Origin of the sequence: Alcaligenes aquatilis (genome assembly GCF_003076515.1) — a bacterium.
Taxonomy (GTDB): domain Bacteria; phylum Pseudomonadota; class Gammaproteobacteria; order Burkholderiales; family Burkholderiaceae_B; genus Alcaligenes; species Alcaligenes aquatilis.
In genome coordinates this window covers 1,688,788-1,714,297 of record NZ_CP022390.1, presented here as the reverse complement: position 1 = coordinate 1,714,297, position 25,510 = coordinate 1,688,788, and the positions used below count along the sequence as shown (strand labels likewise).

The following is a 25,510-nucleotide window of genomic DNA, read 5'->3' as shown; positions in this document are numbered from 1 at the left end:
TGATGCAGCATCGCTGTCTGGAATGTGGGAGAATGCAGCAATACTGAAACGAGGTCTATTATGGATTTATGCGGTTACGATGTTGGCCTGGATCGCCCCTTTTTTCTGATCGCTGGCCCTTGTGTGATTGAGTCGCGTCAAATGGCGTTTGATACAGCGGGTCAACTCGCCGAGATTACCTCGGCTCTGGGTATCCCCTTTATCTACAAAAGCTCGTTTGACAAGGCCAACCGGAGCTCGGATAAGTCCTATCGTGGTCCCGGCATGGCGGAAGGTCTGCAGATTTTGGCGGATGTGCGCTCACACTATAAAGTGCCGGTCCTGACCGATGTGCACGACAAAGATCAGGTCGATGATGTGGCAGCCGTGGTGGACGTATTGCAAACCCCCGCTTTTCTATGCCGTCAGACCGACTTTATTCAAGCCTGTGCCGCTACCCTGAAACCTGTGAATATCAAGAAAGGCCAGTTCCTGGCGCCTCAGGATATGATTCAGGTGGTGGCAAAAGCACGTGCAGCGGCAATGGAAATGGGCGGTGATGGCTCCACCATTATGGTCTGTGAGCGTGGCGCTTCGTTTGGCTACAACAATCTGGTATCCGATATGCGCTCTTTGGCGATCATGCGCGCCACGGATTGCCCGGTCGTGTTCGATGCCACTCACTCGGTGCAGTTGCCGGGTGGGCAGGGCACCTCGTCGGGTGGTCAGCGTGAGTTTGTTCCCGTGCTGGCGCGTGCCGCAGTTGCAGCAGGTGTGGCTGGCGTGTTCATGGAGACTCATCCTAATCCGGACAAGGCCTTGTCTGATGGCCCCAATGCCGTTCCCCTGTCACAGATGTCAGATTTGCTGCGGACGCTGCAACAGATCGATTCGATTGTTAAAAACAGCGGTGCCCTGCAGCACGGCTATTAAAAATAGTTTTGGAGACAGTATGCCTGCATATTTGATTGCGAATGTCGAAGTAAGCAACCCCGAACAGTACAAGCAGTACCAGGAGTTTTCCAGCCTTGCCCTGAAAGCTCACAATGTGAAAGTGTTGGTGCGTGGTGGCGAAACGGTCGCTCTGGAAGGCAATGCGCCTTTGCGTACCGTGGTCATGGAGTTCGACACGCTGGAACAGGCCCAGGCTTTTCATGATTCCGAGGAATACCGTCGTGCCCGTAAAGCGCGTGAAGGTGCGGCCAAAATGACCATGTACGTGGTGCAAGGTCTGTAAAAACAGGCTATTCCATCTAGACAGGCAGAAAAAGGGAGTGCGAAAACACTCCCTTTTTCAATGTTTGCAGGCATAGATCCGACCTGCTCGACCACTATTGCCTGAAGGCGTTGCTCTTGTTTTGATGCTCTCGAATGCCGAATGTCTTTGTGCCTGAAGGCAGGTGCGAGCGGGCGGATTTTTCAGCGTCACCAGGTGCTCTATCAGCCGCAGAGAGTGCTTTTTCCTTTCCTTATCGTCCCATGCCCCTTGTGAATACGTGGCGACGCTTGCGGTTTAAAAACGTGGATCACGCAGGGCAGGCAGAGTAAGCTCGCGGACAAAACTGGCGGGAGACAGTTGCAGCAGGCTGCGCACAATGGTGAGGACGTCATGGACTGGAATTGTCTCGCCTTGGTCCCGTTCAGCGGCAGTCCGCAGCGGAACATCCAGGCCATCTCCCGTATTCAGATAGCCCAGTTGCAGACACGTGACGGCCAGGCCTTGATCCCTATAACCTTCGCGCAGGCTGTCAGCTAAACCACTCAAGGCAAATTTCGTTGCCCCGAAAGCAACTTCCGGTCGACCGCTTTGGCGAAGGCCCGAAGTGGAGCCTGTCAGAATCAAGCGGGGCTGGCTGCTGCGCAGCATATTGGGCAGCAAGTGGCGTATAGCCAATAACGCGCCGGTCAGGTTTACATCAACCAGGCGGCGCAAAGCTTGATCGGACTGCGATAGAAAATCGTATTCCGGGCTGAATGCCGTGTCTTCCCAGATTCCCAGGTTATAGATCAGGACATCCAGCAAGTCCGGGCAGGCGGTTGCCAATTGGCTGGCGGCGTCAGGCTCGGACAAGTCGGCGCTGATCCAATGCTGATGTGCGCTGGGGTCTGGGTGCAGGGAGCTGGCCAAGGTGCTGGGTGGCCGTCTGGCCACACCATACAGCGTGTTGCCATCTTGGGCCAAGCCGTCCATCAAGGCGCGACCCAGACCCATGCTGGCACCAATAATCATGATATTCATACTGTTTTCCTGTGGAACAGATGTGCGTGGAGAGCATGGCTCTGCAGGTGATCGTTATTGTGTATCGGGATGGCGGGACAGGGGTTGATTCAGGCCGTACTTGTCAGGTTTTTCAGTCCCCCGTAGAATCGTTGACTAGGCAATAATTGTGTGGTCAATAGAAATGGTAAACGCAGCAGAATCGACGCAGAAGACGCCGGGGCGTGTCTTGTCAGTCACAGAATCTATATTAGCGATGATGGGTTTGTGTTTTGTAGTGATGTTGGTAGCCATTGATCAGACCGTGGTAGGGACAGCCTTACCCACCATCGTGTCCGAGTTGCATGGCTTTGAGCTGTATGCCTGGGTGGCAACCGCGTATTTGCTGACTTCGGTGATTACCGTGCCTATCTTTGGTCGCTTGGGGGATTTTTATGGACGCCGCCGCTTCGTGCTGGTGTCCATTGTCCTTTTTACCTTGGCCTCTGTATTCTGTGGCATGGCGCAAAGCATGCTGCAGTTGGTACTTGCGCGGGCCTTGCAGGGCATAGCCGGGGGCATGTTGGTAGGGACGGCATTTGCCTGTGTGCCTGATCTGTTTCCCGATCCTCGTGTGCGTTTGCGCTGGCAAGTGATGCTTAGCGCGTCCTTTGGGATTGCGAACGGGATAGGGCCTTTTCTGGGTGGGATTTTGACCGAGCACTACGGCTGGCGCTCTGTGTTCTATGTCAACCTGCCTGTTGGCTTACTCAGCCTGTATTTTGTCTATCGCTACCTGCCGCAGATTCGTCACTTTCGTCAAACCCAAGTTCGCCTGGATTATCTGGGCGCTTTTTTGCTGATGGTCGGTTTGGCCTGTGTTCAACTATTGGTAGAGCTGCTGCCTCACTATGGTGGCAGCTATTTGATGGTCTTGTTGGGGCTGTGTAGTGTGGCCGCTTTTGTCTTATTGGTCAGTTGGGAGCGGCGGGTTGCGGAACCTTTGTTGCCCTTGGTTCTGTTCAGTAGTCCTGCTCAATTCTCCTTGCTGGTTCTGTCTGCCGGTTTGGGCTTTATCCTGTTTGGTCTCTTGTTCTACGCGCCTTTGTTGTTGCAAGGGGGGTATGGTCTACGCCCTCAAACAGCCGGTTTATTGGTCACCCCCTTGGTGGTGTTCATTACGGTGGGCAGTATCATTAATGGCCGTATGATTACGCGGCTGCGTCGTCCCACCCTGATGTTGTACCTGGGCTTGACGTTGTTGACGATTGCCTGTCTGGGCATGGTGTTCATCCAGAAAACCGATCCGCACTGGCATTTTGTCCTGTACGCCACGATTGCCGGAACCGGGGTTGGTTTCATCATGCCGAATTTGACGGTGTTTGCGCAGGAAATTGTAGAGCGTTCCATGCTGGGGATTGCCACGGCCATGCTACAGTCCATGCGCATGGTGGGCGGCATGTTGGGAACTGCTGTTGTCGGAGCCTTGATCAATTACCAATATGGCGAATCCATCCGCACGCAATTGACGGCTTTGCCTGCAAATGTCGTTAACGCGCTGCAAGACCCGCAAGTCTTGATGAGTGCAAGCCAGCAGTCACAGTTTCTGGAGCAGGCCGGGCTGGACGGGCAGATGTATCTGGGCTTGGCCCGCGATGCTCTGGCGCATGCCGTCAATATGGGTATGGCCGTGACCTTGCTGCTGATAGTCTGGTGTTTCTATTGGGTACGTAAAGTGCCGCCAATACGGTTTAATCGTCAAGAACAGTCTTGAACATGATGAATGAATTTCCGCAACTTCAAGCGGCTCAGCAATTGGGGCGCACCTATCGCAGTCTGATGGCGGCGTTTGACCAGCAGTTGGGCATGCCCTTGCCACGCTGGCGTGTCCTGATTGGCTTGTACCAAGAGAACGGCTGCCTGTCTCAAAAGCAGTTGGTTCGCTTGCTGCGCATTGATCCGGCTGCGGTGACACGGCAGCTTAAAAGCATTGAGTCCTTGGGGCTGGTTGAGCGCTTCACCGATGAGCAGGATAATCGGCTGACCAATGTGCGCCTAAGTCCTGCTGGCCGTGAGCTGGTTGAGGCCACCTTGCCGCGTCGCCGCCGCCTGGTGGAGGCCATGCTGCAAGATTTCTCCGACCAGGACTTGAACCAGTTGATCACTTTGCTGGGCAACTGGGAAAGCGCCTTGTTGAAAGCGGCCGACAAAGATTTACTTTGAGACGTATCGGTACTTTTTGTATTTACAGAGACGCCGCCTAGTCTCGGAATTTCTGGTGATAATAAACATGTGCCGGTTTCGATCAGGACGAAGGCAGGGGCTGGAGTCCCGGCTTTTTTCCAGCTTTCGAGACCAGACATGGCACGGCTGTGTCATGGGCAGGTACAATCCTGTTTTAGCAGGAGGGCAGGGGCGCTGATTGCACTATAGCTGTCGCGCTTGCTGATCTTTTCAACTTCCAGGCTAGGCGCCTTTTCAAGCTGATCTTCATATCGGTTTACGGCGATACGCCCGGCAGCAGGATTGTTTAACTTATCTAGCTTAATGCTACTTCAGGCAGGACTGTCAAAATCATGAGTGCAATCGTAGATATTATTGGCCGCGAGATTCTGGACTCCCGTGGTAATCCAACGGTGGAGTGTGATGTATTGCTCGAATCGGGCGCTATGGGGCGTGCCTCCGTTCCTTCTGGTGCATCCACTGGCGCTCGCGAAGCGTTGGAGCTGCGTGATGGTGACAAGAGCCGTTACCTGGGCAAAGGTGTTTTGCGCGCTGTCGAGAACCTGAACACAGAGATCTCCGAAGCCTTGATGGGTTTGGATGCTCAAGAACAAACCTTTATCGATCGCACCCTGATCGAGCTGGACGGCACCGAAGACAAGAGCCGCCTGGGCGCGAACGCCATGCTGGCTGCCAGTATGGCGGTGGCCCGTGCCGCTGCTGATGATTCGGGTCTGTCCCTGTACCGTTACTTTGGTGGCAGCGGTGCCATGGCCATGCCTGTGCCGATGATGAACGTCATCAACGGTGGCGCACACGCCAACAACACCCTGGACTTGCAAGAGTTCATGATCATGCCCGTGGGTGCCAAGAGCTTCCGCGAATCGCTGCGTATGGGTGCAGAAGTTTTCCACACCCTCAAAGGCCTGATCCACGATCAGGGCATGTCCACTGCGGTGGGCGATGAGGGTGGTTTTGCTCCGAACGTGGCCAACCACGAAGCCGCGATCGAGCTGATTCTGCGTGCTATCGAGCAAGCTGGCTACGAGCCTGGCACCCAGATTGCTCTGGCCCTGGACTGCGCGGCTTCCGAGTTCTACCGCGATGGTAAATACCACCTGGCTGGCGAAGGCGGTGTGTCCCTGAGCTCGCAAGACTTTGCCAACCTGTTGGCCAACTGGTGCGACAAGTACCCCATCATCTCCATCGAAGACGGCATGGCCGAAGACGATTGGGACGGCTGGCGCATTCTGAGCCAGCAATTGGGCGACAAGATCCAGTTGGTTGGTGACGATTTGTTTGTGACCAACACCAAGATTCTGAAGAAAGGGATCGAGTTGGGTATCGGTAACTCGATCCTGATCAAGATCAACCAGATCGGCACCCTGACCGAAACCTTTGCCGCTATTGAGATGGCCAAGCGCGCTGGTTACACCGCCGTGATTTCGCACCGCTCGGGTGAAACCGAAGATTCCACCATTGCGGACATCGCGGTGGCGACGAACGCCATGCAGATCAAAACAGGCTCCTTGTCCCGTTCTGATCGCATGTCCAAGTACAACCAGTTGTTGCGTATTGAGGAAGAATTGGCAGAAGTTGCTACCTTCCCAGGTCGCGAAGCGTTCTATAATCTGCGCTAATTCTGTTTGATGGACCGGGTCGTAAGACCCGGTTCTTATATCGCCATGCGCCTGATCGTTCTGCTCCTGCTGTGTTTGACCCTGGTAACCCATTACGCTTTATGGTGGGGCAAAGGCGGTTGGCTGGACGTACGGCAAATGCAGACCAAGCTGGTCGCGCAAAAAGAAACCAATGAAGCCCTGACAGCGCGTAATAACGCTTTGCTGGCTGAGGTTCAAGATTTACGTTCGGGTACTCATGCCGTTGAAGAGCGGGCCCGTAGCGAGTTTGGCATGATGCGTGAAGGCGAGATCTTTGTGCAGATCGTGCCTCCCGGTGGTTCGGCTGCCACGACAGCTAGCCCACGCTAAGAAGTAGCGCGCAAGGCGCTGCTGGAATGGCTGATCAGCCAGTTCAGTTCTGATTATTCTTCTACCTTATGTTTGGGTCGTTGATCCGGGCTTTGTTGCGCCCCTTGGATGTGGGCCTGAATGGGACTTGGTTTTAAGTGCCAGTCATCTCAGGATAAGAGTTAGTGGCGTAGTGGCTATGAAGTCCCTTTGGCTTTGTGGGTTTTGTGATCGCCTTATCTGCACTTTCTTTCTCCTTGGTCTTTTTTACTGCCCTGACTACGGCCACAACGGGTTGTAATTCTGTCTCCCGCTTGGGCAGGAATGCGTTTATAGCGTCCTATGCCGCCGACACCTGACGCCCGCCTTGGGTCGCGCTGCAGTTAGTAGCAGGCGGGGTTTGGGGGCAGGGAGTCAGCTCCTCCTGAGTCTGGGGTGGGGGCGGCAGGTCCTGGAGAGTGGGTGCCATCACCTGGTCCTTGAACAGAGTCATTCCATGAGGGCAGACGACCACTCCCATCCGTCGATGGTATTCCCGCTGGCTCTCTATCTGCTGACCAGCCTGTTTGGGAAACTGGCAAGGCAAGCGCGTTTTCAGTTTGCTGGGTATAGATAACTCGACCGTCAGCTAAGTCATCCCACTGCACTGCATCGGACTGCATAGGGTGTCTGATTTCCAGGCGTAGCCAGACCGCTGCAGAACCTGAAGGACTGGGCATACTGGCGGCAAACTTGGGTAGCAGGCGAAGCAAGGAAAGAGGCCCTGGCTTATGGGCATAGAGCAGGTACAAGTGCAGTGTGTTGGCCTGGTAGATGCTGGGGCCGCCGTGGCTGGCTTGCCCGTCTTGCAGCGCCTGCCAGCCTTGGGTAATACTTGCACGCCCCTTATGCTGCCCGGAGGGCTTGCCGTACTGCATAAAAGCCTGCACTGAGGGAGACAGAATCTGGATTTGCCACTGATCGTGTAGGGGCACGTTGGCAGCGGCCAGTGTTTGGCCGAATGCCAAGGCAATGGTTTCAGGCTGGGCATGATGCACGCTGGCCTGGCGTGCGGCCTGTAACAGGCCGTGCTGTAGGCGTACGCGCAAGGAGTACAGCGTCAGCACGTCCAGCACCAGCCAGCTAAGTAGGATGATGGCCAGCAGGGCTCCCATGATGTGAGAGCCAGCCAAGCCGGATTGACGATGGAGTGAAGAAAAAAAATCAGCCATGATGGTTGTCATCATGGCTGACTGTCTTCTAGCCCGATAGAGGGACTTGTGCGAGCGTAGTGTCTCGTAGAAACATCGGCCTAGTGCAGGGTGTCGTCACCCGGCTGCGTGTCGCCCTTGTCGACAAACAAGGATGCACAATCGATTGCATCGTACTGATAGGGTTTACCGCAGAAGTTGCAGGACACATTGATGGTGTCTTGTTCTGCCAGCATTTGCTCGATCTCTGCCTGGCCCAGCATACGCAACATATTGCTGACGCGTTGACGGGAACAAGGGCAATGCCAGCGTACGGACTGGGGTTCGAAGACTTGCAGATCTTCTTCCCAAAACAGGCGATGAATCAAGGTGTCGCTATCTAGTTGCAATAACTCCTGGGTCTGGACCGTGGAGCCCAGCGCCAGAGCGCGTTCCCAGGTGTCCAGGTTCTGAGCCAGACTGTGGCCGCCTTGGGGTGGGATGCGTTGTAGCAAAAGACCCCCACAGCGGTTCTCATCGGCGGCCAGCCACAAGTGTGTATCCAGTTGCTCGGAGGTGCGCATATAGGTTTGCAGCACCTCGGCGACTGTTTCACCTTCCAGCGGAACTACGCCTTGGTAGGGACGGAAGTCCTTGCTGCTTTGGCGAGGGGCCAAGACGACAGTAAAGCGGCCCTGGCCTTGCGGATTCAGCAGGGTTTGCAAGGTGCCGGTTTGGGGCACCGGATGGTTCTCACGCAGCGAAACCGTTGCGCGTATGTCCATGTCCGAGGTGCACTCCACTACCAGCAGGGCAATGGGACCATCACCCTGGATTTGTAGAATCAGGGAGCCGTCAAACTTGAGATTGCCCGCCAGGAGCACCGACGCGGCTACCAACTCGCCCAGCAAGTCGCGGATGCAGGCAGGGTAGTGTTGGTGTTCCAGCCCCATTTGCCAGGCTTGTTCAAGATGGACAATCTGGGCGCGTGTGCTTTGGTCGGCGAACAGGTATTTTTTTAAAATGTCAGTCATGACTTTGCGGTACTACTAAAAAATGAAGAGGCAGCCTGCCTGCTCAGGTGGCCGCCGAAGTAACACGGGTGGGGCGCGCATCGATCAGACGAGTCTTGCTAAGACGGTCGTGCAGGAACTGCTGGTCTTTGTCGAACCAGGTCCAGATAAAGTTCAGAAAAGGCGTAAACACAATAAGAAGGTCCGTGGACGCATAGCCTGTGTAGCCAGACAGAAGCTGAATCAGCAAAGCCCCCAGCAAGGGCAGGGGCCATAGCAGAATATAACGCAGCAGCAGGGTACCGAGGGCAGGAATCTGGCCCTGCTCGTTCACCAGACGCATATGCCAGGTCTTCATGGGCAGGGTTTGGCCTGCTTTGCGCCAGCACAGTACGAAATAAATCCCCAATGCAATAAACAGAATGACCTGACGCACATGACGCAGATCCAGGCCGCTACGGCTTTGGGTCAAAGTATCAAACAGATAGCCGGCGGTAAAAATAACGCCAAACAGCAGGATGGATTCATACATCATGCAGGCAAAGCGTCGCCAGCGGCCAGGGGTAGTGAAGGTGGGTGTCATGGTGCGTTTTGAAGCAGGCAAGACTGTCATTATCGCGTATATCGGAGGCGAACGGAACGTCGCCCCTATAAACAAGGGCCAAGCCATTGATTGATATGGACTTGGCCCTTGGGGCATGTGCAAGACTGTTTAACGCTTAATCGTCGCTGGCCGAATCTTCGCTGGTGCCCGAGGCCGTTTCGTTATTGCGATAGCTGGCCGGAACCATGTCAAAGCAGAACAGACGGCAATCCAGAGCGCCGTTGTACAGTGGGTAGCGACGCTTGGGCTTGAGGCGCATATGACGCGGCAGCTCCAGGTCGCTGCTGATCATGTTGACGCTCCAGTTGGCGAAGTTTTGCTTGAGGTTGCTGGCCCAGTTTGGCCAGAAGTCCTCGTCCTGATGTTCCAGACGCTCGCCGTAAGGAGGATTGGTGACAATCCAGCCGGCTTCTGTCTCGGGGCGAATCTTCAGGGCATCGCCTTGCTCGAAGCGAATCGTCTCCAGCGTCAGGTGCGAGCGTTCCAGGTTGGAACGGGCAGCATCCAGAACGGTAGGGTTGATGTCGTAGCCAATGAGCGGGGTATCCAGACGAGGGGCGATCATGGAACGCGCTTCGTCCTTGATGTCACGCCACAAACGCTGGTCGTGGCAGCGCAGACGCTCGAAGTGGAAGGGACGCCAGATTCCGGGAGGTGCTCCCAGAGCCATCCAGGCGGCTTCGATCAGAATTGTGCCACTACCGCAGAAAGGGTCGATCAAGGGTTTGCTGGGGTCCCAGCCAGATAGGACCAATAGGCCCGCTGCCAGGTTTTCACGCAAAGGCGCATCGCCCTTGTCGTGACGCCAGCCACGCTTGAACAGGGACTCGCCACTGGTGTCCAGATAGAAGGTGGCGCTGGTCTCATCCAGGAACAAATGTACCTTGGCGTCTGGGCGTACCGTGTCGATGGAAGGACGTGCGCCTTCCAGATCTCGCAGGCGGTCACAAATCCCGTCTTTGGCGCGCAGATTGCAGTACTGCAGGCTTTGCATGGGGCTGCGTACCGCCGAGGTGTCAACGCGCAGTGTTTGCTCGGGGCCGAACCAGCGCTCCCAAGGCGTTACGCGGGCCAGGGCCAGAATGTCTTCCTCGTTGGTGACAGGAGCGTGCGAGACTTCCAGCAAAATGCGTGTCGCCAGTCTTGAGGACAGGTTGGCGCGCATGACGCCAATCCAGTCTGCGTCAAAATGGCAGCCGGCACGGCCGGTTTGCACGTTCTCGTAACCCAGTGCTTGCAGTTCCAGCGACAGCGCCTCTTCCAGCCCTTGGGGGCAGGGTGCAAATAGACGGTAGCGTTCGCCTTGCAGGGCCTTGACCTGGACGCGCTCATTTTGCTCGATATTGCTATCGGGCAGGCGTTGGCCGGGCTTTGGGGCCTGAGGGCTATCTACACGCTGGATGGGAGACACGTACTGCGGAAAGGCATCCGAGTCACCGGCGGGCTTGAATAAGCCACTGGGCATTTTTCCAGCAGGGGTACGGTCCGAAGTTTCCTTGTCACCTTGGAACGCAGGGCGTTCGCGGCGCTCGCCAGAGAAATTACGGCGTTCACCGGTTTGCGGGCGGCTGTCGCGGTCACGGTTGAATGCGGGACGCTCACGGCGTTCACCAGAGAATTCGCGACGTTCGCCCGATTGCGGACGGCCACCTTCGCGGTTGCGGTCGAATGCGGGACGCTCACGACGCTCACCAGAGAATTCGCGACGTTCGCCCGATTGCGGACGGCCACCTTCGCGGTCACGGTTGAATGCGGGACGCTCACGGCGCTCGCCAGAGAACTCACGACGTTCGCCCGATTGCGGACGGCCACCTTCGCGGTTGCGGTCGAAAGCGGGACGCTCACGGCGCTCGCCGGAGAATTCGCGACGTTCGCCCGATTGCGGACGGCCACCTTCGCGGTTGCGGTCGAAAGCGGGACGCTCACGACGCTCACCAGAGAATTCACGACGTTCGCCCGATTGCGGACGGCCACCTTCGCGGTTGCGGTCGAAAGCGGGACGCTCACGACGCTCACCAGAGAATTCGCGACGTTCGCCCGATTGTGGACGGCCACCTTCGCGGTTGCGGTCGAATGCGGGACGCTCACGACGCTCACCAGAGAATTCACGACGTTCGCCCGATTGCGGACGGCCACCTTCGCGGTTGCGGTCGAATGCAGGACGTTCGCGGCGTTCACCGGAGAACTCACGACGTTCGCCCGATTGTGGACGGCCACCTTCGCGGTTGCGGTCAAATGCGGGACGCTCACGGCGTTCGCCGGAGAATTCACGACGTTCGCCCGATTGTGGACGGCCGCCTTCGCGGTTGCGGTCGAAAGCGGGACGCTCACGACGCTCACCAGAGAATTCACGACGTTCGCCCGATTGCGGACGGCTACCTTCGCGGTTGCGGTCGAAAGCGGGACGTTCACGGCGCTCGCCAGAGAACTCACGACGTTCGCCCGATTGCGGACGGCCACCTTCGCGGTCACGGTTGAATGCGGGACGCTCACGGCGTTCGCCGGAGAATTCACGACGTTCGCCCGATTGTGGACGGCCACCTTCGCGGTCACGGTTGAATGCGGGACGCTCACGGCGTTCCTGGTCACGTTTTTCTACGTAGGGGCGTGCCTCGCGTTTGGGGCCGCCTTGGCGGTCTTGCTGCTGGCTGGCCGCACGTGCGCGCGCACCCGAGCGCACGCGGGGTTCCGCATTGCTGGCTTTCTTTTTAGTGCCTGGGCTCAGGCTAAGTGTCTTGCGTTCAGATTGGTCTGACATGAATAAGGTATTAGAAGGGTTTTATAACCACCAGGATGAGGACCAGCAGCAGAACGATGACCGGAATTTCATTGAACCAGCGGAAGAATACGTGTGAGCGGCTTTGTTTCCCTTGTTGGAACTGCCGCAGATAGCGCCCGCACACACCGTGAAAGGCAAACAGGATCAAAACCAGGGTTAGTTTGGCATGCATCCAACCCTGTCCTTTGCCTATGCCGTAATACAAAAATAGTCCCAGGCCTGTCAGCAAGGTCAAAATGGCCAAAGGGGCCATAAAACGATACAGGCGTCGGGCCATACCCAAGAGCGTTTCATAGGTCTTGGTATCTTGCTCCTGGGCAAGATTGACATAGATGCGGGGCAGATAAAATAGCCCCGCAAACCAGGAGGTTACAAACAAGATGTGAAATGTTTTTAACCAAAGCATGATTTAACCACGTATTTGGCCATTGCCATGCAAGACCCATTTGTAGGTCGTCAGGCCTTCCAGGCCAACAGGGCCACGGGCATGAAGACGGTTGGTGGAAATACCGATTTCTGCACCCAGGCCGTATTCGAAGCCATCGGCAAAACAGGTAGGCAGGTTCACCATGACGGAACTGGAGTCTACCTCGCGCTGGAAGCGCTCGGCCTGGCTCAGGTTTTCTGTCACGATGGATTCTGTGTGCTCAGAGCTGTACTGGGCAATATGGTCCATGGCCTGGTCCATGGAATCGACAATGCGGATCGCCAGAATGGCCGCGGCAAATTCGGTTTCCCAGTCTTGCTCGGTAGCGGGGGCCACGTTGGCGACCAGGGCACGGGTTTGTTCACAGCCTCGCAACTCCACCCCTTTGTCCTGTAATTGGCGGGCCATTTCTGGCAGGAAAGCCGGTGCAATGCTGCGGTGGATCAGCAAGGTTTCCATGGTGCCGCAAATACCGTAGCGGTAGGTTTTGGCATTGAACACGATGCGAGAGGCTTTTTCCAGATCGGCAAATTCATCCACGTAGACGTGGCAGTTTCCGTCCAGGTGTTTGATCAGGGGAACCGTGGCTTCGGCGCTGAGCCGCTGGATCAGGCTCTTGCCACCACGCGGGACAATGACATCCACGTAGTCGTTCATGGTGACGAGCAAGCCAACGGCATCGCGATCGGTGGTGGGAACGACTTGCACGGCATCTTTAGGCAAGCCGGCACGCTCCAGACTGCTGGAAATAATGTGTGCCAGGGCCTGGTTAGAGTGAAAAGCTTCACTGCCGCCGCGCAGAATGGTGGCGTTGCCAGATTTCAGGCACAATGCGGCGGCGTCAATGGTCACATTGGGGCGTGATTCGTAAATGATGCCGATCACCCCTAAAGGTACACGCATCTGAGCCACGCGCATGCCATTGGGACGGGTGCGCGAGGCGCTGATCTGACCAACGGGATCGTCCATGTCCGCAATTTGACGCAGGCCTGTGGTCATGATCTCCAGTGCCCGGTCTGACAGAGCCAGGCGCTCGATCATGGCCGGGGCGATCTGACGCTCACGTGCCGCGCTCAAGTCCAGCTCGTTGGCGGCTTGCAACTGGGCTTTTTGCTCAATCAGGGCATCCGCCATATAGCGCAGGGCGTCGGCTTTGGCTTTGCCTGTGGCGGCGCGCATGCGACGGGCTGCAAGCTGGGCGCGCTTGCCCAAATCTTGCATCATGGCGGACAGATCGCCGACCTGGGTGGTGGTAGAGGACTGGGTGATATCGTTCATAGCCGTGTAACTCTCCGGTTCAAGAGAGCATTATCGCAACAATTAAGAGGTTAAGGGGTGTCGGACGCTTAGCGGCGGGGCGCTTGTGTCGCAACCGCGATACGCATGGTCAGGCGGCGCATTTCTTCCCACGGGTCTTGTTGACGTCCGCTGGGGTGCAGGCCTTTGATCAATCGGTCTATATCGTGAGCATGTAGCACCGAGGCAGGCCAGCTTTGAGGCGGGATGCGGTCCAATGCCTGACGGACGAGTTTTTCGCGTGGGCCAAAAATGCGGTATTGGCGAAACAGGTTGGACAGATCCTGCCCTTGTTGACGGGCTTGCGATAAACGTGCCAGGGTGCGGATTTCCTCGCCTACCGCCCACAAGACCAGAGGCAGGGCCTCGCCCTCTGCCTGCAAGCCATCGAGTACAGTCAGGGCGCGTTGACTATGGCCAGCCAGCATGGAGTCGCGCAAATCAAACACGCTGTAGCGAGCCACGTTCAGGACGGCGTTTTCCAGTTCCTCTTGGCTTAACTGACCGGGAGGGTAAATCAGGGCCAGTTTCTGAATTTCCTGGTGAGCCGCCAAGAGGTTGCCTTCGACCTTGTCAGCCATCCATTCCAGGCTGTTGCGCTCCAGGCTTTGATCCTGGGCTTTGAGGCGTTGGGCAATCCAGCCTGCCAGGGAGTTGCGGTTGACGGGCTGGATGTCAATCCAACTGGCCACTTGCTCCAAGGCCTGGCACCATTTGCTGTTGCGTGTGGCTTTATCCAGGCGGGGGAGTTGGATCAGAAAGCTGGTGCCATCCATCTGCCCGCCACTGATCAGTCCGCACAGTTTTTGCAAGGCATCACCGCCCGGCTTGCCCGGTTTGCCACTGGGAATGCTGACATCCACCAGTTTTTGATCGCCAAACAGAGAGATGTTCTGGGCGACAGCAAACAGCTGTGACCAATCTGCGCGTGCATCCAGGGTAAAGCTGCTGCGTTCCGTAAAACCATCCTGGCGGGCGCGAGCGCGCACGGCATCGGCGGCTTCAACCAGCAAAAGGGGCTCGTCGCCAGACACCACATAAAGCGGTTGGAAGGCTGCAGATGGCGTGGCCAGCTCGCGCAGCAAGGTGTCGTGGTCGACCCTGCGCCCCATCTTTACAACGGTGCCTGTTGTCGGTTGGGCAGCAGCTCCATCTCTTCCATGGAACTGAGCTCGGGCTGACTGCTGATGAAGAGGTAGGCGCTGGTGACATCGGGCGAGCTTAGGCGACGCACAATGCGGTTGATCAAGGATTGTTCCATATCACGGAAAATCATCTCGATTTCGCTGTCTTTGGCTTGGACGGCTTCCGCGTCATAAGGCACTTCACGTATGACGTCCAGCGTGGTGGGCGGCAGAACTACGCGGCCTTTGGCGTCCAGCAGCTCAAATGTGAAGGTCAGTTGCAGTTCGTATTCTTCCACCTGGCCTTTGGCGTTGATGGAGATTTCACGCTGATTACGGTTGAGCGAGAGCTGTCGCAAAATGGCCTGGGCCTCTTGCGGGCTCTCCACAAAGCGACTTTGAGGCGAGCTGGCCAATAGGGTTCGACGCAGGTTCGCGCCAAAAGCGCTGTTGTCTGTAATGTTGGTGTAAATCGCGTTGAACGGCAGTGGGGCTATTCCTTTGAGGTGGAAACCACACGCTGTCAGAAAAAAACTGAGCAGGATGATCAAGCCCGCCAGTCCCCAGAACCTGGGTGCAGGAACAGACAAGGCGCTGGAAGGAAGCAGGCGGGCTAAGTGCATGATTAACCTACGACGTTAACAAGTTTGCCAGGCACCACGATGATGCGCTTGGCGGGACGGCCTTCCAGATACTTGAGCACCGCTGCGTGTTCGGCTGCGGCTTGTTCAATGGCGGCCTTTTCTGCTCCCTGGGGTACGACCAGAGAGCCGCGCAGCTTGCCGTTGACTTGCAGCATCAACTCGACTTCGTCGGCAATCAAGGCTTGTTCATCCACGACAGGCCATTGGGCATCCAGCATATCGCCTTGACCGTCAGCCCAACCCAGCTCACGCCACAACTGCCAGGTGATGTGGGGGACAACTGGATACAGAACGCGCAACAGGATGGAGGTAGTTTCAGCCAGCGCACGTTGTGCGGCCGGCGTGTCTTCCCATTGCGTCTGCTCCAGGGTGTTGAGCATTTTCATGCAAGCCGACACGACGGTGTTGTACTGAATTCGCTCGTAGTCGTAATTGGCTTGTTTGAGCAAGGAGTGGATTTCCAGACGGGCACGTTTGGCAGCAGCGTCCAGATCGCTCCAGTCGGTCGTTTGTGCATTGCCAGCGCGCAGAGCATCGGCGCGGTTGTAGCAGAAGGCCCACAAGCGACGCAGAAAGCGGTTGGCGCCGTCCACGCCCGAGTCCGACCACTCCAGTGTCTGCTCTGGCGGGCTGGCGAACATGATGAACAGGCGGGCGGTATCTGCTCCCATGGTATCGATCAGGGACTGGGGATCCACGCCGTTGTTCTTGGACTTGGACATGGTGCCAATACCGTTGTATTGAACGGGCTGACCATCACTCTTTAAGCGGGCACCGATAATCGCGCCTTTCTCGTCGTAAATGTTTTCGACAGTTTCAGGCCAGAAGTATTCGATACCCCCTTGTGGGGTGCGACGGGTATAGCTGTGATTGAGCACCATACCCTGGCACAGCAGGCGAGTGAAGGGCTCGTCGATCTTGACCAGCCCCATGTCGCGCATGACTTTGGTCCAGAAACGGGCGTACAGCAAGTGCAGCACAGCGTGTTCGATACCGCCGATGTACTGATCCATGGGCATCCAGTAATCGCTACGTGGATCGGTCATGGAATCGTGCAGATTGGGGGTGGTGTAGCGCAGGAAGTACCAGGACGAGTCCACAAAGGTGTCCATGGTGTCCGTTTCGCGACGAGCCGGTTTGCCGCAAGAAGGGCAAGCGCACTTCAGGAAGGCTTCGTGCTTGTTCAGCGGGTTGCCGCTGCCATCGGGAATCAGCTCTTCGGGCAGAACCACGGGCAGGTCTTTTTCTGGAACAGGCACCGGACCGCAATCGTCACAATGGATGATCGGGATTGGGGTGCCCCAGTAACGCTGACGGGAAATGCCCCAGTCGCGCAGACGGTAGGTGGTTTGTTTCTCGCCCAGTTCCTTGGCGTTCAGATCGGCAGCAATGGCATCGACGGCAGCGACGTGCGCCAGGCCGTCGTATTTGCCGGAGTTGATGGTTTGACCTTGCTGCTTGTCACCGTACCAGTCTTGCCATTGGGTGGCGTCGTATTCTTTGCCTTCAACGCCAATGACTTGCTGAATAGGCAATTGGTACTTCAGCGCAAAGGCGAAGTCGCGCTCGTCGTGAGCGGGCACGCCCATCACGGCACCGTCGCCGTAGCTCATCAAGACGTAGTTACCGACCCAGACAGGAACGTCCGCACCCGTCAGGGGGTGCTTGACGCTCAGGCCGGTAGGCAGGCCTTCTTTCTCGCGGGTCGCCATATCGGCTTCCGTGGTGCCGCCTTTCTTGCATTCCTCGATAAAGGCAGCCAGCTCAGGGTTGTGACGAGCAGCCAAAGCAGCCAGTGGGTGTTCAGGGGCAACGGCACAGAAAGTGACGCCCATGATGGTGTCCACGCGGGTCGTGAATACGTACAGTCGCCCATCCTGAATCAGTTGGCCTTGCTCGTCACGAATTTCGTGAGGGAAGGCAAAGCGCACGCCCTGACTCTTGCCGATCCAGTTTTCCTGCATCAGGCGAACACGTTCGGGCCAGCCGGGTAGGCCGGTTTTGACGGTCTCCAGCAGCTCTTCGGCGTAGTCGGTAATGCGCAGGTAGTAGCCAGGGATTTCACGCTTTTCAACCAGCGCGCCCGAGCGCCAGCCACGGCCTTCAATAACCTGTTCGTTGGCCAGAACGGTTTGGTCTACCGGGTCCCAGTTCACGGTCTGGGTCTTGCGGTAGGCAATGCCTTTTTCCAGCATCTTCAGGAACAGCCACTGGTTCCATTTGTAGTATTCAGGGTCGCAGGCGCACATTTCGCGCGACCAGTCGATAGCCAGCCCCATCGCCTGCATCTGCTTTTTCATGTAGGCAATATTGTCGTAAGTCCACTTGGCGGGTGGCACTTGCGATTTGATGGCGGCGTTTTCAGCAGGCATGCCAAAAGCATCCCAGCCCATAGGCATGAGAACGTTAAAACCGCGCATGCGTAGCTGGCGCGCCATCATGTCGTTGATGGTGTAGTTGCGCACGTGGCCCATGTGTAGCTTGCCGCTGGGATAGGGCAGCATGGAGCATGCGTAAAACTTGGGTTTGAGCGAGCCATCGGGAGCGGTGGCGTTTTCGACGGCGCGATAGGCGTCCCGATCGGTCCAGTTTTGCTGAGCGAGTTGTTCAACCTCGCTGGGGTTGTAACGTTCCTGCATGAGTGGCAATACCGTTTTAGACAAAAGTAAAGGAGTATCCGCCATTATACGGGGCAAATCTCGCTGTGGACGGCTGCATGGTGGGCAGTGTGCATGAGCGTAATGGCAGATAGGAGGCAGGCCTGTCACAGCAGCCTGTGAAGCGCAAAAAAAACCCCTGCAGGGCAGGGGCTTTTTTTGAAAACCAATCCGCTGCAGTAGCGGCGGGCGCGAATTAACGCAGCTTGGTTTCTTTGTACTCGACGTGCTTGCGAACGACGGGGTCAAATTTCTTGATCACCATTTTTTCAGGCATGTTGCGCTTGTTTTTTGTGGTGGTGTAGAAGTGACCGGTGCCGGCGGACGATTCGAGTTTGATTTTTTCGCGTATACCTTTAGCCATGATGAGCTCCTGGTTAAATGTTTAAGAAGCGCAGCTTAGTATTTTTCGCCGCGGGAGCGCATTTCGGCCAGAACGGAGTCGATACCGTTCTTGTCGATGGTGCGGATAGCATTAGCGGAAACGCGCAGGCGAACCCAGCGGTTTTCACTTTCAACCCAGAAACGACGGGACTGCAGGTTTGGCAGGAAGCGACGCTTGGTTTTATTGTTGGCGTGCGAAACATTGTTGCCCGACATTGGGCCTTTTCCGGTCACTTGGCATACGCGTGCCATGGTCATACCCCTTGAGATCTAAATCAGCCTCCGCTAAACGAAAAAAGCCGCGGGCGATTGTAAAATTAGGATCGTGTTAACCCCAGTGCTGGGGTACAAAGAAGATTATTCTAATATGGAAAAATCACTTAGATCAAGTTTTACCGTGCTTTCCTCGCGGCATTGCGGCCAAACAGCCACGATAAGATGGCACAGATCGCCAATACGGCGGTCAATGGCAAAGCATTGGGAGCAGCCCAACTGCTGACGGCGAAACCGGCTAACGCTCCACACAGCATTTGCAAAGCGCCCATCAAGGCCGAAGCAGTTCCCAGGCGAAGACCTTGTTCAGACAGGGCCAGGGCGGCGGAGTTGGGGTTTACAAAGCCCTGACAAGCCATAAAACCCATCAGTGTCACCATCAACCAGGTCAGATCCAGCACGCCCAGCAGGGTCAGAATCGCGCCCAGCACAGTAAAGATCACCTGCAGTCCCTGCGCCACGCGCAACAATGTGGGTGGGCTGTAAGTATTGAGCAAGCGGGCACTGACTTGAGAGAAAACAATCAGACAGGCCGCATTGGCACCAAAATAAAAACCGAAATGACGCGGCTCGACAGAAAACAAGTCGATAAAAACGCGCGGCGATCCGGCGATATAGGCAAACATGCCCGCAGAGCTGAAACCGGCGGCCAGGGAATAAAACATGAACGGCCGGTCACGCAGCAAGGCGCTGTAATTATGTGCGATCAGTTTGGGCTGCAGCGGCAGTACGCGCTCCGGGGCCAGAGACTCTTTCATGGTGAAAAAAGTCAGCAGCCACAGGAGCACACCACAGCCTGCCATGAAGTAAAAGATGCCGCGCCAGTCGCTAAACAGCAGGATCTGGCCGCCAATCAGCGGAGCCAGAATGGGCATAACCCCCATGATCAGCATCAGCATGGACAGGGCGCGGGCGGCTTCACGGGTCTCGAAACGGTCCCGGATCACGGCACGGGGAATGGCCATGCCAGCCGCCCCTCCGAAGGCCTGGACGATACGCCAGACAGTTAGTTCATCAATATCGCTGGCGCGTGCACAGAAAAAAGAAGCGGTGGTGAAAATCAGCACGCCCATCAGCAAGGGCAGCTTGCGGCCGAAGCGGTCCGCCATTGGGCCATAGACCAGTTGGGCCACACCGACGCCCAAGAGGAAACCCGCTAGCGTGCGCTCTACCATGCCTGCCGAGGTGTTCAGGCTCTGGGCCATCGCCGGGAAGGCGGGCAGGTACATATCAATGGCCAAAGGGCCCAGGGCCGTGAGTAGCCCCATCAGAATCAGCCAGGGTGGAAATGCAGGGGAGTGGTTGCGTGTCATCGGGCCAAGTATTAAGGTGGGGCAGATCCTGGCCGAGAGCCTGAACCCACTACCCTGTGCCGCGCATCAATGCAAGCCGATGCAATGGGCCAAAGGCAGGCAGTTTAGCATGGGGCAACGTCAATATTGGGGTGAGTGCTTTAGGTTTGAAGTATGTGATCCGTGACTTTGACGCAACGGATCCAGGGGCGGATTGTATTAGGCTACAGGATTGACAGCTTACGGGCGGTGTGTCGCGGTAGGCGGCACATTGTCATCTTTGTTTGTTTACATGCAAGGAGGCGAAGTTGAGTTCAATTTCATCCATGGTCCAAGCCAAATTAGATCAACTCAGCGTTCCGGTTCGACTGACCTTGCCCAATGGTGAGCAGGTCGGGACAACCAACGCATCGGTTCATCTGACGATCAAAGACAATGCCACCTTGGCGCAACTGGCTGCCGGCCAGTCCGGACAGTTGGGCGAGGCCTACGTGGAGGGGCGTATGGACTTTGACGGGTCCATGCGCGATTTGATGCAATTGGCCGCTGATATCTTGCCGGGCTCGCCAGTCGATGCCGCCCAGGCGGGCTGGCTGACCTCCATCATCAAGCACCTGACTTCTGTCTGGCGTCACTCCCAGGAAAAGGACGCCAAGCAGATCCAGTTTCACTACGACTTGTCGGATGATTTCTACGCCTTGTGGCTGGACCCGCGTCGGGTCTATTCCTGCGCCTATTACCGCGAGCCGGACATGACGCTGGCTCAGGCTCAGGAAGCCAAGCTGGAGCACATTTGTCGCAAGCTACGTCTGCAATCCGGCGAGCGTTTTCTGGATGTCGGGGCCGGGTGGGGGGGGCTGTTGATGTGGGCTGCTGAACACTACGATGTGGACGTGACAGGTATTACCTTGTCCCGCAACCAGCATGCCTATGTGAACGGGCTGATCGAGCAAAAGGGTCTGTCGGGCCGCGCCCGTATGATGCTGCTTGATTACCGTGAGCTCGATGAACTCAAGCCTTATGACAAGCTGGCCTCGGTGGGCATGTTCGAGCATGTGGGGCGAGCACAGTTGACGGCCTATTTTGACAAGCTGCGTCGTTTGGTCAAACCCGGTGGTTTGATTCTGAATCACGGTATTACGGCCGGTGGCGTGGACAATAGCCAACTGGGCGCCGGGATGGGCGACTTTATCGAGAAGTACATTTTCCCCGGTGGGGAGCTGACTCATATCAGCCATGTATTGCGTCATTTGGCGGAAGGCGGTCTGGAAGGGCTGGATATTGAAAATCTTCGTCCCCACTATGCGCGTACCTTGTGGGCCTGGAGCGATGCACTGGAAAGTCAGTTGGACAAGGCCAAGGCGACGCTGGATTCGGAGCAGGGCCAAAAATCCCTGCGTGCTTATCGGGTGTATCTGGCCGGTTGTGCCATGGGCTTTGAGCATGGCTGGATCGCCTTGCATCAGGTTCTGGCTCAGGCCCAAAGTGTAGGGCGGACCCAGGAGCTGGAGTATGCGCCTGGCATCGTGTATCCATGGCGACGGGATTACATGTACCAGCCTTAAGTGAGTCATCCAAAGAGCAAATGACAAGGTGTTATGCCTTGTCATTTGCCTTTTTGGGCCCGGTTTCTACATCCCTCAATTCGCCCTGAATTATTAAGTAACAAAAAAAAATTTAGAAAATCGCTGAAACCACGTCAAACAAGGGTTTTGTTGTGTTTTAACCATTGACATATTTTTGGATTTTACTGGTTTTTCGTGGTAATAATTTGTTTTTGATTGCAAAGACCCGTAGAATGGCTTCCTTGTCTTATTCATCAATTCGATCCAGAACCGCTCGTGCAGCGTGTTCTATTCGCACCAAATCATCGCCCCGCGCGGTGTGACCCGGCCCCAGCCGTCTTGTTTCGGTCAGGGCGCAGAACGATATAAAAAAGGGTGTTGACCCATACGCATCGTTCCGGGTTTTTCGTGAGTGCCTGGCACTCGTCTATACGTAGGTATGTATTGGCGATAAAAGTATCGTCTTCCGCACACCCCTTTAGCCTTGGCGCCGACTGATCATGCAGGACGCGTCCACAGTAACTCAAGGAGGAGCATCATGTCTTCATACTTCCCTCACGCCGGTGCCAAGTCGCGCTTGCACCGCTTTCCCCTGATTCAAGCCTCTGTGCTGACCAGCGTTTTGCTGGGTTTGTCGTCCGCCGCACAAGCCGCTACCCCGGTTTCCTGCGAACTGGATCGTGCTGTTCGCTTTGGCGGTATGAATTGGGAATCCAACCTGGTCCTGACTGAAGTCGAGCGTTTTATTGCTGACAAGGGCTATGGCTGCAAGACTGAGGTCATCTCGGTCGAGACGCTTCCGGCTTTGGCTGCATTGGAGCGAGGCGACCTGGATGTCAACACGGAAATCTGGCTCAACAGCGTGGCAGACCCCTGGAAACAGGCGCAAGCTACGGGGAAAGTAAAACGTATTGGTGATATCTACATGGGTGGCGAAGCCTGGTTCATTCCACGCTACACGGCCGAGCGTTTGCCAGAGCTGAAGTCCGCCGCGGACTTGCCCAAGTTCAAGGATGAATTCAAAGACCCTGAAGAGCCCGGTAAAGGCCGTTTCTATGGCTGCCCGGCAGGTTGGGGGTGTGAAGTGGTCAGTGGCAATCTGTTCAATGCCCTGAAACTGGGTGATACCTACACCTTGTTCTCGCCCGGTACCGGTGCCACGCAGAAGGCTGCCTTGACCTCCGCTTACCAGCGCAAGGAAAACATCGTTTTCTACTACTGGTACCCGACACCGCTGGTGGGCTCCATGGATCTGGTCAAGCTGGAGTTGCCAGCCTATGACGCGAAAAAGCATGGTTGTTTGACGGACCCCAATTGTGCCAATCCGGAGCCTAGCGACTACCCCGAAAATCCGGTGTTCACCGCTGTTAATACGGAGTTCTCCAAGCAGGCTCCCGAGTTGACGGCCTTCCTGGCCAATGTCAGCGTGCCTTTGGAGTTGATGAACGACACCATGGCTCATATGGAAAAAACCGAGGGTGAGCCCGAAGATGTGGCGCACTGGTTCCTGAAAGAGCACCAGGATACCTGGTCCAAGTGGGTGCCTATGGAAGTGGCTCAGCGCGTAAAAGCCGCTCTTTAGTATTCGTGTTGTTGTGTAAGCGAGGCCGGCCTCGGTATCGGCATCCTTCGGGGTGTGGGCACTGAGCCGTACCTCGCTTTTGTGCCTGGTCAGTTTGTGGCCGGCAGGCTCATGGCCGGGCGGCACGCCCGCGCCACATGCACGAGTTTTACGGAGTGTTTTTTATGTTTCCTGAGTTGATTGATCCGCGCGCCTTACGTTTGCCCATCGATCAGTTCGTGGGTGATCTGGTTGACAATTATTCCAGTGCCTTGCGCGCCATGACCCAGCCTTTGCTGGATATGCTGGTTTTTATGGAGTCCGTCTTACGCAGCAGCCCTTGGTGGGCGGTTGTGTTGGTGGTGGTGGTGCTGGGTTGGGCTGCCAGTCGTCGGGTTCTGTTCTCCGTCGCCATGGGGGCGATGTTGTTCGCCATCGGTTTGATTGGCTTGTGGGATGCAGCCATGCAGACCCTGGCGCTGATGATCGTGGCCGTTTTCCTGTCTGTCCTGATAGGCATACCACTAGGTTTGTTGATGGCCAGCTTTAACTGGCTGCGCCGCATCATGATGCCGATCCTGGATGTGATGCAAACCATGCCCAGCTTTGTCTATCTGATTCCGGTGGTGATGCTGTTCAATCTGGGCAAGATCGCCGCCCTGATTGCCACCATCATTTATGCCATTGCGCCTGTCATTCGTTTGACGGATCTGGGAATACGTCTGGTCGACAGTGAAGTGCTGGAAGCCTCGCGTTCTTTTGGGTCCAATCGTTGGCAGCAGCTCTACGGGGTGCAACTGCCCCTGGCCATGCCTAACATCATGGCCGGTATTAACCAGACAACCATGATGGCCCTGGCCATGGTGGTGATCGCTTCCATGATCGGTGTGCGAGGGCTGGGCTACGAAGTGCTGCAAGGCATTAACCGCCTGCAAGTGGGCCGTGGCCTGATGGCCGGTTTGGGTATTGTGCTGTTGGCAATCTTGTTTGACCGTATTACGCAAGAGTTCGGTCGCCGCTTTCAGACGCGGGAGGCCTCATGAGCAAGATTGAAGTTCGCAATATTTATAAGATCTTTGGCTCGCAACCCGAGCGCTGGCTGCAAGAGGCTTGTGACGGTGTTCGCAAAGATGAGCTGCTGGCCAAAAGCGGTCATACGCTGGGTCTGCGCGATATCAGCCTGTCTATCGAGCCTGGCAGTATTTACGTCATCATGGGCTTGTCCGGTTCAGGCAAGTCCACCTTGATTCGCCACTTCAACCGTTTGATTGAACCGACGGCAGGGCAAATTCTGGTGGATGATGTGGACGTGATGAGTCTGGATGGCAAGGCTCTGATGCAGTTCCGTCAGCAAAAGATCAGCATGGTCTTTCAGCGCTTTGGCCTGTTTCCGCATCGTACCGTGCTGGAAAATGCCGCTTATGGCCTGCAGGTGCAGGGCATGGGCCGCGCCGCCCGGGAAGAGAAGGCCACTTATTGGCTGGAGCAGGTGGGTCTGCAGGGGTTTGAAAAACAGTATCCCCATCAGTTGTCTGGCGGTATGCAGCAACGTGTGGGCCTGGCACGCGCTTTGGCCACCGATGCGGACATCCTCTTGATGGACGAAGCGTTTTCGGCGTTGGATCCGCTGATTCGACGTGAAATGCAGGATCAGTTGCTGGAGCTTCAGGCCCGTCTGAACAAGACCATTGTGTTTATTACGCATGATCTGGATGAGGCCCTGCGCCTGGGTAACCGGATCGCCATTCTGAAAGATGGTGAGCTGGTCCAGGAAGGTTCGCCCGAAGATATTTTGCTCTCGCCCGCCAGCGATTATGTACAGGCTTTCTTGCAAGACGTGAACCGCAGCAAGGTGCTGAATGCGGCCCATGCGGTGCGCGATTCCAGCAAGACATTGACCTTCACCATGCGTACCCGTGCTGTTCATGCGCTGGAGCGCTTGAGCGAACGGGGCGTGCGTTATGCGCCTGTGCTAGATGGCAAGCGCCTGGCCGGTGTCTTGATGCGTTCCAGTGCCCAGGAAGCGGTGCAGCAAGGCGCACGGGACATCTCCGGCTTTGTGGATGAAATGAGTTCAGTGCCCGCGACCATGGGGCTGGATGAAATTCTGGGGCAATTGCTGCGTAGCAGCGAACCTTTGGCAGTGACTGGGGAGAATGATGAGTTCCTGGGCCTGCTATCGCGTAGCAAGGTCGTGGACCTGGTCAGCCCATTGATTGATGCGGTTGAGGAGTCGGCGCAGGCAGAGGCGGATGCGTCCTCGGATTCAACTACAGACGATACCGTCAAGCTTGCGGAAGCTATTGAAGGCAGTAAGCCTGCTGCCTGAGTTTCCTTGTCTTGGTAAGGCAAC

23 protein-coding genes are annotated in these 25,510 nt (G+C 56.3%); 10 read left to right on the top strand and 13 right to left on the bottom strand.

Annotated features, from left to right (window positions below; all coding sequences use genetic code 11):
* Nucleotides 1-60: 60 nt before the first annotated feature.
* Nucleotides 61-912, top strand: coding sequence for a 3-deoxy-8-phosphooctulonate synthase (kdsA, locus tag CA948_RS07915; RefSeq protein ID WP_162496900.1), 852 nt, complete (start codon nt 61-63; stop codon nt 910-912).
* Nucleotides 913-931: 19 nt separating this feature from the next.
* Nucleotides 932-1,216, top strand: a complete 285-nt coding sequence (locus CA948_RS07910; protein WP_094197276.1) for a DUF1330 domain-containing protein — start codon at nt 932-934, stop codon at nt 1,214-1,216.
* Nucleotides 1,217-1,492: 276 nt separating this feature from the next.
* Here the strand turns inward: CA948_RS07910 and CA948_RS07905 are convergent, their stop codons facing one another.
* Nucleotides 1,493-2,218, bottom strand: a complete 726-nt coding sequence (locus tag CA948_RS07905) for an SDR family NAD(P)-dependent oxidoreductase (RefSeq protein ID WP_108727739.1) — start codon at nt 2,216-2,218, stop codon at nt 1,493-1,495.
* A gap of 163 nt (nt 2,219-2,381) precedes the next feature.
* Between CA948_RS07905 and CA948_RS07900 the strand changes: the two genes are divergently transcribed.
* The 4 genes from CA948_RS07900 (at nt 2,382) to ftsB (ending at nt 6,390) form a co-directional block, all read left to right on the top strand.
* Entirely contained in the window at nt 2,382-3,950 is a 1,569-nt protein-coding gene (locus CA948_RS07900; protein WP_108727738.1) for an MFS transporter, read from the top strand.
* A gap of 2 nt (nt 3,951-3,952) precedes the next feature.
* A complete protein-coding gene (locus CA948_RS07895) occupies nt 3,953-4,399 on the top strand; it encodes a MarR family winged helix-turn-helix transcriptional regulator (RefSeq protein WP_094197273.1) in 447 nt (148 codons plus the stop codon).
* Nucleotides 4,400-4,752: 353 nt separating this feature from the next.
* Nucleotides 4,753-6,039 (top strand): phosphopyruvate hydratase, encoded by a 1,287-nt coding sequence (gene eno, locus CA948_RS07890; protein ID WP_009456510.1) that lies wholly within the window; start codon nt 4,753-4,755, stop codon nt 6,037-6,039.
* A gap of 9 nt (nt 6,040-6,048) precedes the next feature.
* Entirely contained in the window at nt 6,049-6,390 is a 342-nt protein-coding gene (gene ftsB, locus CA948_RS07885; RefSeq protein ID WP_230017720.1) for a cell division protein FtsB, read from the top strand.
* 362 nt (nt 6,391-6,752) lie between these two features.
* Here the strand turns inward: ftsB and CA948_RS07880 are convergent, their stop codons facing one another.
* The 12 genes from CA948_RS07880 to CA948_RS07825 all read right to left on the bottom strand — a co-directional run bounded on the left by CA948_RS07880 (nt 6,753) and on the right by CA948_RS07825 (nt 20,007).
* On the bottom strand, nt 6,753-7,595 hold the full coding sequence (locus tag CA948_RS07880; RefSeq protein ID WP_230017723.1) for a TadE/TadG family type IV pilus assembly protein: 843 nt from the start codon (nt 7,593-7,595) through the stop codon (nt 6,753-6,755).
* Between the two features lie 65 nt (nt 7,596-7,660).
* Nucleotides 7,661-8,572: an Hsp33 family molecular chaperone HslO gene (gene hslO, locus CA948_RS07875; protein WP_094197271.1), complete on the bottom strand. Its 912-nt coding sequence runs from the start codon at nt 8,570-8,572 to the stop codon at nt 7,661-7,663.
* Between the two features lie 43 nt (nt 8,573-8,615).
* The gene (locus CA948_RS07870) at nt 8,616-9,086 is read right to left on the bottom strand and encodes an RDD family protein (protein WP_230018758.1); all 471 of its coding nucleotides are present in this window, start codon (nt 9,084-9,086) and stop codon (nt 8,616-8,618) included.
* A 184-nt stretch (nt 9,087-9,270) separates the two neighbouring features.
* Nucleotides 9,271-10,620, bottom strand: coding sequence for a THUMP domain-containing class I SAM-dependent RNA methyltransferase (locus tag CA948_RS17775; protein WP_234354434.1), 1,350 nt, complete (start codon nt 10,618-10,620; stop codon nt 9,271-9,273).
* A 1,303-nt stretch (nt 10,621-11,923) separates the two neighbouring features.
* Entirely contained in the window at nt 11,924-12,340 is a 417-nt protein-coding gene (locus tag CA948_RS07860; protein ID WP_094197268.1) for a CopD family protein, read from the bottom strand.
* A 3-nt stretch (nt 12,341-12,343) separates the two neighbouring features.
* Nucleotides 12,344-13,639 carry a glutamate-5-semialdehyde dehydrogenase gene (locus CA948_RS07855; protein ID WP_108727736.1) on the bottom strand — a complete coding sequence of 432 codons (1,296 nt, stop codon included), beginning with the start codon at nt 13,637-13,639 and terminating at the stop codon, nt 12,344-12,346.
* A 68-nt stretch (nt 13,640-13,707) separates the two neighbouring features.
* Nucleotides 13,708-14,769: a DNA polymerase III subunit delta gene (gene holA, locus CA948_RS07850; RefSeq protein WP_094197266.1), complete on the bottom strand. Its 1,062-nt coding sequence runs from the start codon at nt 14,767-14,769 to the stop codon at nt 13,708-13,710.
* A 2-nt stretch (nt 14,770-14,771) separates the two neighbouring features.
* Nucleotides 14,772-15,404 (bottom strand): LPS-assembly lipoprotein LptE, encoded by a 633-nt coding sequence (locus CA948_RS07845; protein ID WP_094197265.1) that lies wholly within the window; start codon nt 15,402-15,404, stop codon nt 14,772-14,774.
* 2 nt (nt 15,405-15,406) lie between these two features.
* Nucleotides 15,407-18,064 carry a leucine--tRNA ligase gene (gene leuS / locus CA948_RS07840; RefSeq protein WP_094197264.1) on the bottom strand — a complete coding sequence of 886 codons (2,658 nt, stop codon included), beginning with the start codon at nt 18,062-18,064 and terminating at the stop codon, nt 15,407-15,409.
* 214 nt (nt 18,065-18,278) lie between these two features.
* Entirely contained in the window at nt 18,279-18,446 is a 168-nt protein-coding gene (rpmG, locus tag CA948_RS07835) for a 50S ribosomal protein L33 (protein WP_003802781.1), read from the bottom strand.
* Nucleotides 18,447-18,481: 35 nt separating this feature from the next.
* Nucleotides 18,482-18,718, bottom strand: coding sequence for a 50S ribosomal protein L28 (rpmB, locus tag CA948_RS07830; protein ID WP_003802782.1), 237 nt, complete (start codon nt 18,716-18,718; stop codon nt 18,482-18,484).
* 140 nt (nt 18,719-18,858) lie between these two features.
* A complete protein-coding gene (locus CA948_RS07825) occupies nt 18,859-20,007 on the bottom strand; it encodes a Bcr/CflA family multidrug efflux MFS transporter (protein ID WP_094198393.1) in 1,149 nt (382 codons plus the stop codon).
* A 350-nt stretch (nt 20,008-20,357) separates the two neighbouring features.
* Between CA948_RS07825 and CA948_RS07820 the strand changes: the two genes are divergently transcribed.
* From CA948_RS07820 to CA948_RS07805, 4 genes are all read left to right on the top strand, one after another.
* A complete protein-coding gene (locus CA948_RS07820) occupies nt 20,358-21,596 on the top strand; it encodes a class I SAM-dependent methyltransferase (protein ID WP_094197263.1) in 1,239 nt (412 codons plus the stop codon).
* 538 nt (nt 21,597-22,134) lie between these two features.
* The gene (locus CA948_RS07815; protein ID WP_162496898.1) at nt 22,135-23,178 is read left to right on the top strand and encodes an ABC transporter substrate-binding protein; all 1,044 of its coding nucleotides are present in this window, start codon (nt 22,135-22,137) and stop codon (nt 23,176-23,178) included.
* 164 nt (nt 23,179-23,342) lie between these two features.
* The gene (locus CA948_RS07810; protein ID WP_094197262.1) at nt 23,343-24,200 is read left to right on the top strand and encodes an ABC transporter permease; all 858 of its coding nucleotides are present in this window, start codon (nt 23,343-23,345) and stop codon (nt 24,198-24,200) included.
* Nucleotides 24,197-25,486 (top strand): quaternary amine ABC transporter ATP-binding protein, encoded by a 1,290-nt coding sequence (locus CA948_RS07805; RefSeq protein WP_108727735.1) that lies wholly within the window; start codon nt 24,197-24,199, stop codon nt 25,484-25,486. The genes CA948_RS07810 and CA948_RS07805 overlap by 4 nt, the downstream gene beginning before the upstream one ends.
* Nucleotides 25,487-25,510: the final 24 nt, after the last annotated feature.

Coding starts and splice junctions, on each gene's coding strand:
- CA948_RS17775 (WP_234354434.1), bottom strand. CDS start 10,620: ATGCCCAGTGGCTTATTCAAGCCCGCCGGTGACTCGGATGCCTTTCCG.
- rpmB (WP_003802782.1), bottom strand. CDS start 18,718: ATGGCACGCGTATGCCAAGTGACCGGAAAAGGCCCAATGTCGGGCAAC.
- CA948_RS07895 (WP_094197273.1), top strand. CDS start 3,953: ATGATGAATGAATTTCCGCAACTTCAAGCGGCTCAGCAATTGGGGCGC.
- ftsB (WP_230017720.1), top strand. CDS start 6,049: ATGGACCGGGTCGTAAGACCCGGTTCTTATATCGCCATGCGCCTGATC.
- CA948_RS07820 (WP_094197263.1), top strand. CDS start 20,358: ATGGTCCAAGCCAAATTAGATCAACTCAGCGTTCCGGTTCGACTGACC.
- CA948_RS07905 (WP_108727739.1), bottom strand. CDS start 2,218: ATGAATATCATGATTATTGGTGCCAGCATGGGTCTGGGTCGCGCCTTG.
- CA948_RS07880 (WP_230017723.1), bottom strand. CDS start 7,595: ATGATGACAACCATCATGGCTGATTTTTTTTCTTCACTCCATCGTCAA.
- CA948_RS07900 (WP_108727738.1), top strand. CDS start 2,382: ATGGTAAACGCAGCAGAATCGACGCAGAAGACGCCGGGGCGTGTCTTG.
- CA948_RS07815 (WP_162496898.1), top strand. CDS start 22,135: ATGTCTTCATACTTCCCTCACGCCGGTGCCAAGTCGCGCTTGCACCGC.
- CA948_RS07845 (WP_094197265.1), bottom strand. CDS start 15,404: ATGCACTTAGCCCGCCTGCTTCCTTCCAGCGCCTTGTCTGTTCCTGCA.
- CA948_RS07910 (WP_094197276.1), top strand. CDS start 932: ATGCCTGCATATTTGATTGCGAATGTCGAAGTAAGCAACCCCGAACAG.
- CA948_RS07860 (WP_094197268.1), bottom strand. CDS start 12,340: ATGCTTTGGTTAAAAACATTTCACATCTTGTTTGTAACCTCCTGGTTT.
- eno (WP_009456510.1), top strand. CDS start 4,753: ATGAGTGCAATCGTAGATATTATTGGCCGCGAGATTCTGGACTCCCGT.
- CA948_RS07805 (WP_108727735.1), top strand. CDS start 24,197: ATGAGCAAGATTGAAGTTCGCAATATTTATAAGATCTTTGGCTCGCAA.
- CA948_RS07870 (WP_230018758.1), bottom strand. CDS start 9,086: ATGATGTATGAATCCATCCTGCTGTTTGGCGTTATTTTTACCGCCGGC.
- CA948_RS07810 (WP_094197262.1), top strand. CDS start 23,343: ATGTTTCCTGAGTTGATTGATCCGCGCGCCTTACGTTTGCCCATCGAT.
- CA948_RS07855 (WP_108727736.1), bottom strand. CDS start 13,639: ATGAACGATATCACCCAGTCCTCTACCACCACCCAGGTCGGCGATCTG.
- CA948_RS07825 (WP_094198393.1), bottom strand. CDS start 20,007: ATGGGGCTACTCACGGCCCTGGGCCCTTTGGCCATTGATATGTACCTG.
- leuS (WP_094197264.1), bottom strand. CDS start 18,064: ATGCAGGAACGTTACAACCCCAGCGAGGTTGAACAACTCGCTCAGCAA.
- rpmG (WP_003802781.1), bottom strand. CDS start 18,446: ATGGCTAAAGGTATACGCGAAAAAATCAAACTCGAATCGTCCGCCGGC.
- hslO (WP_094197271.1), bottom strand. CDS start 8,572: ATGACTGACATTTTAAAAAAATACCTGTTCGCCGACCAAAGCACACGC.
- holA (WP_094197266.1), bottom strand. CDS start 14,769: ATGGGGCGCAGGGTCGACCACGACACCTTGCTGCGCGAGCTGGCCACG.
- kdsA (WP_162496900.1), top strand. CDS start 61: ATGGATTTATGCGGTTACGATGTTGGCCTGGATCGCCCCTTTTTTCTG.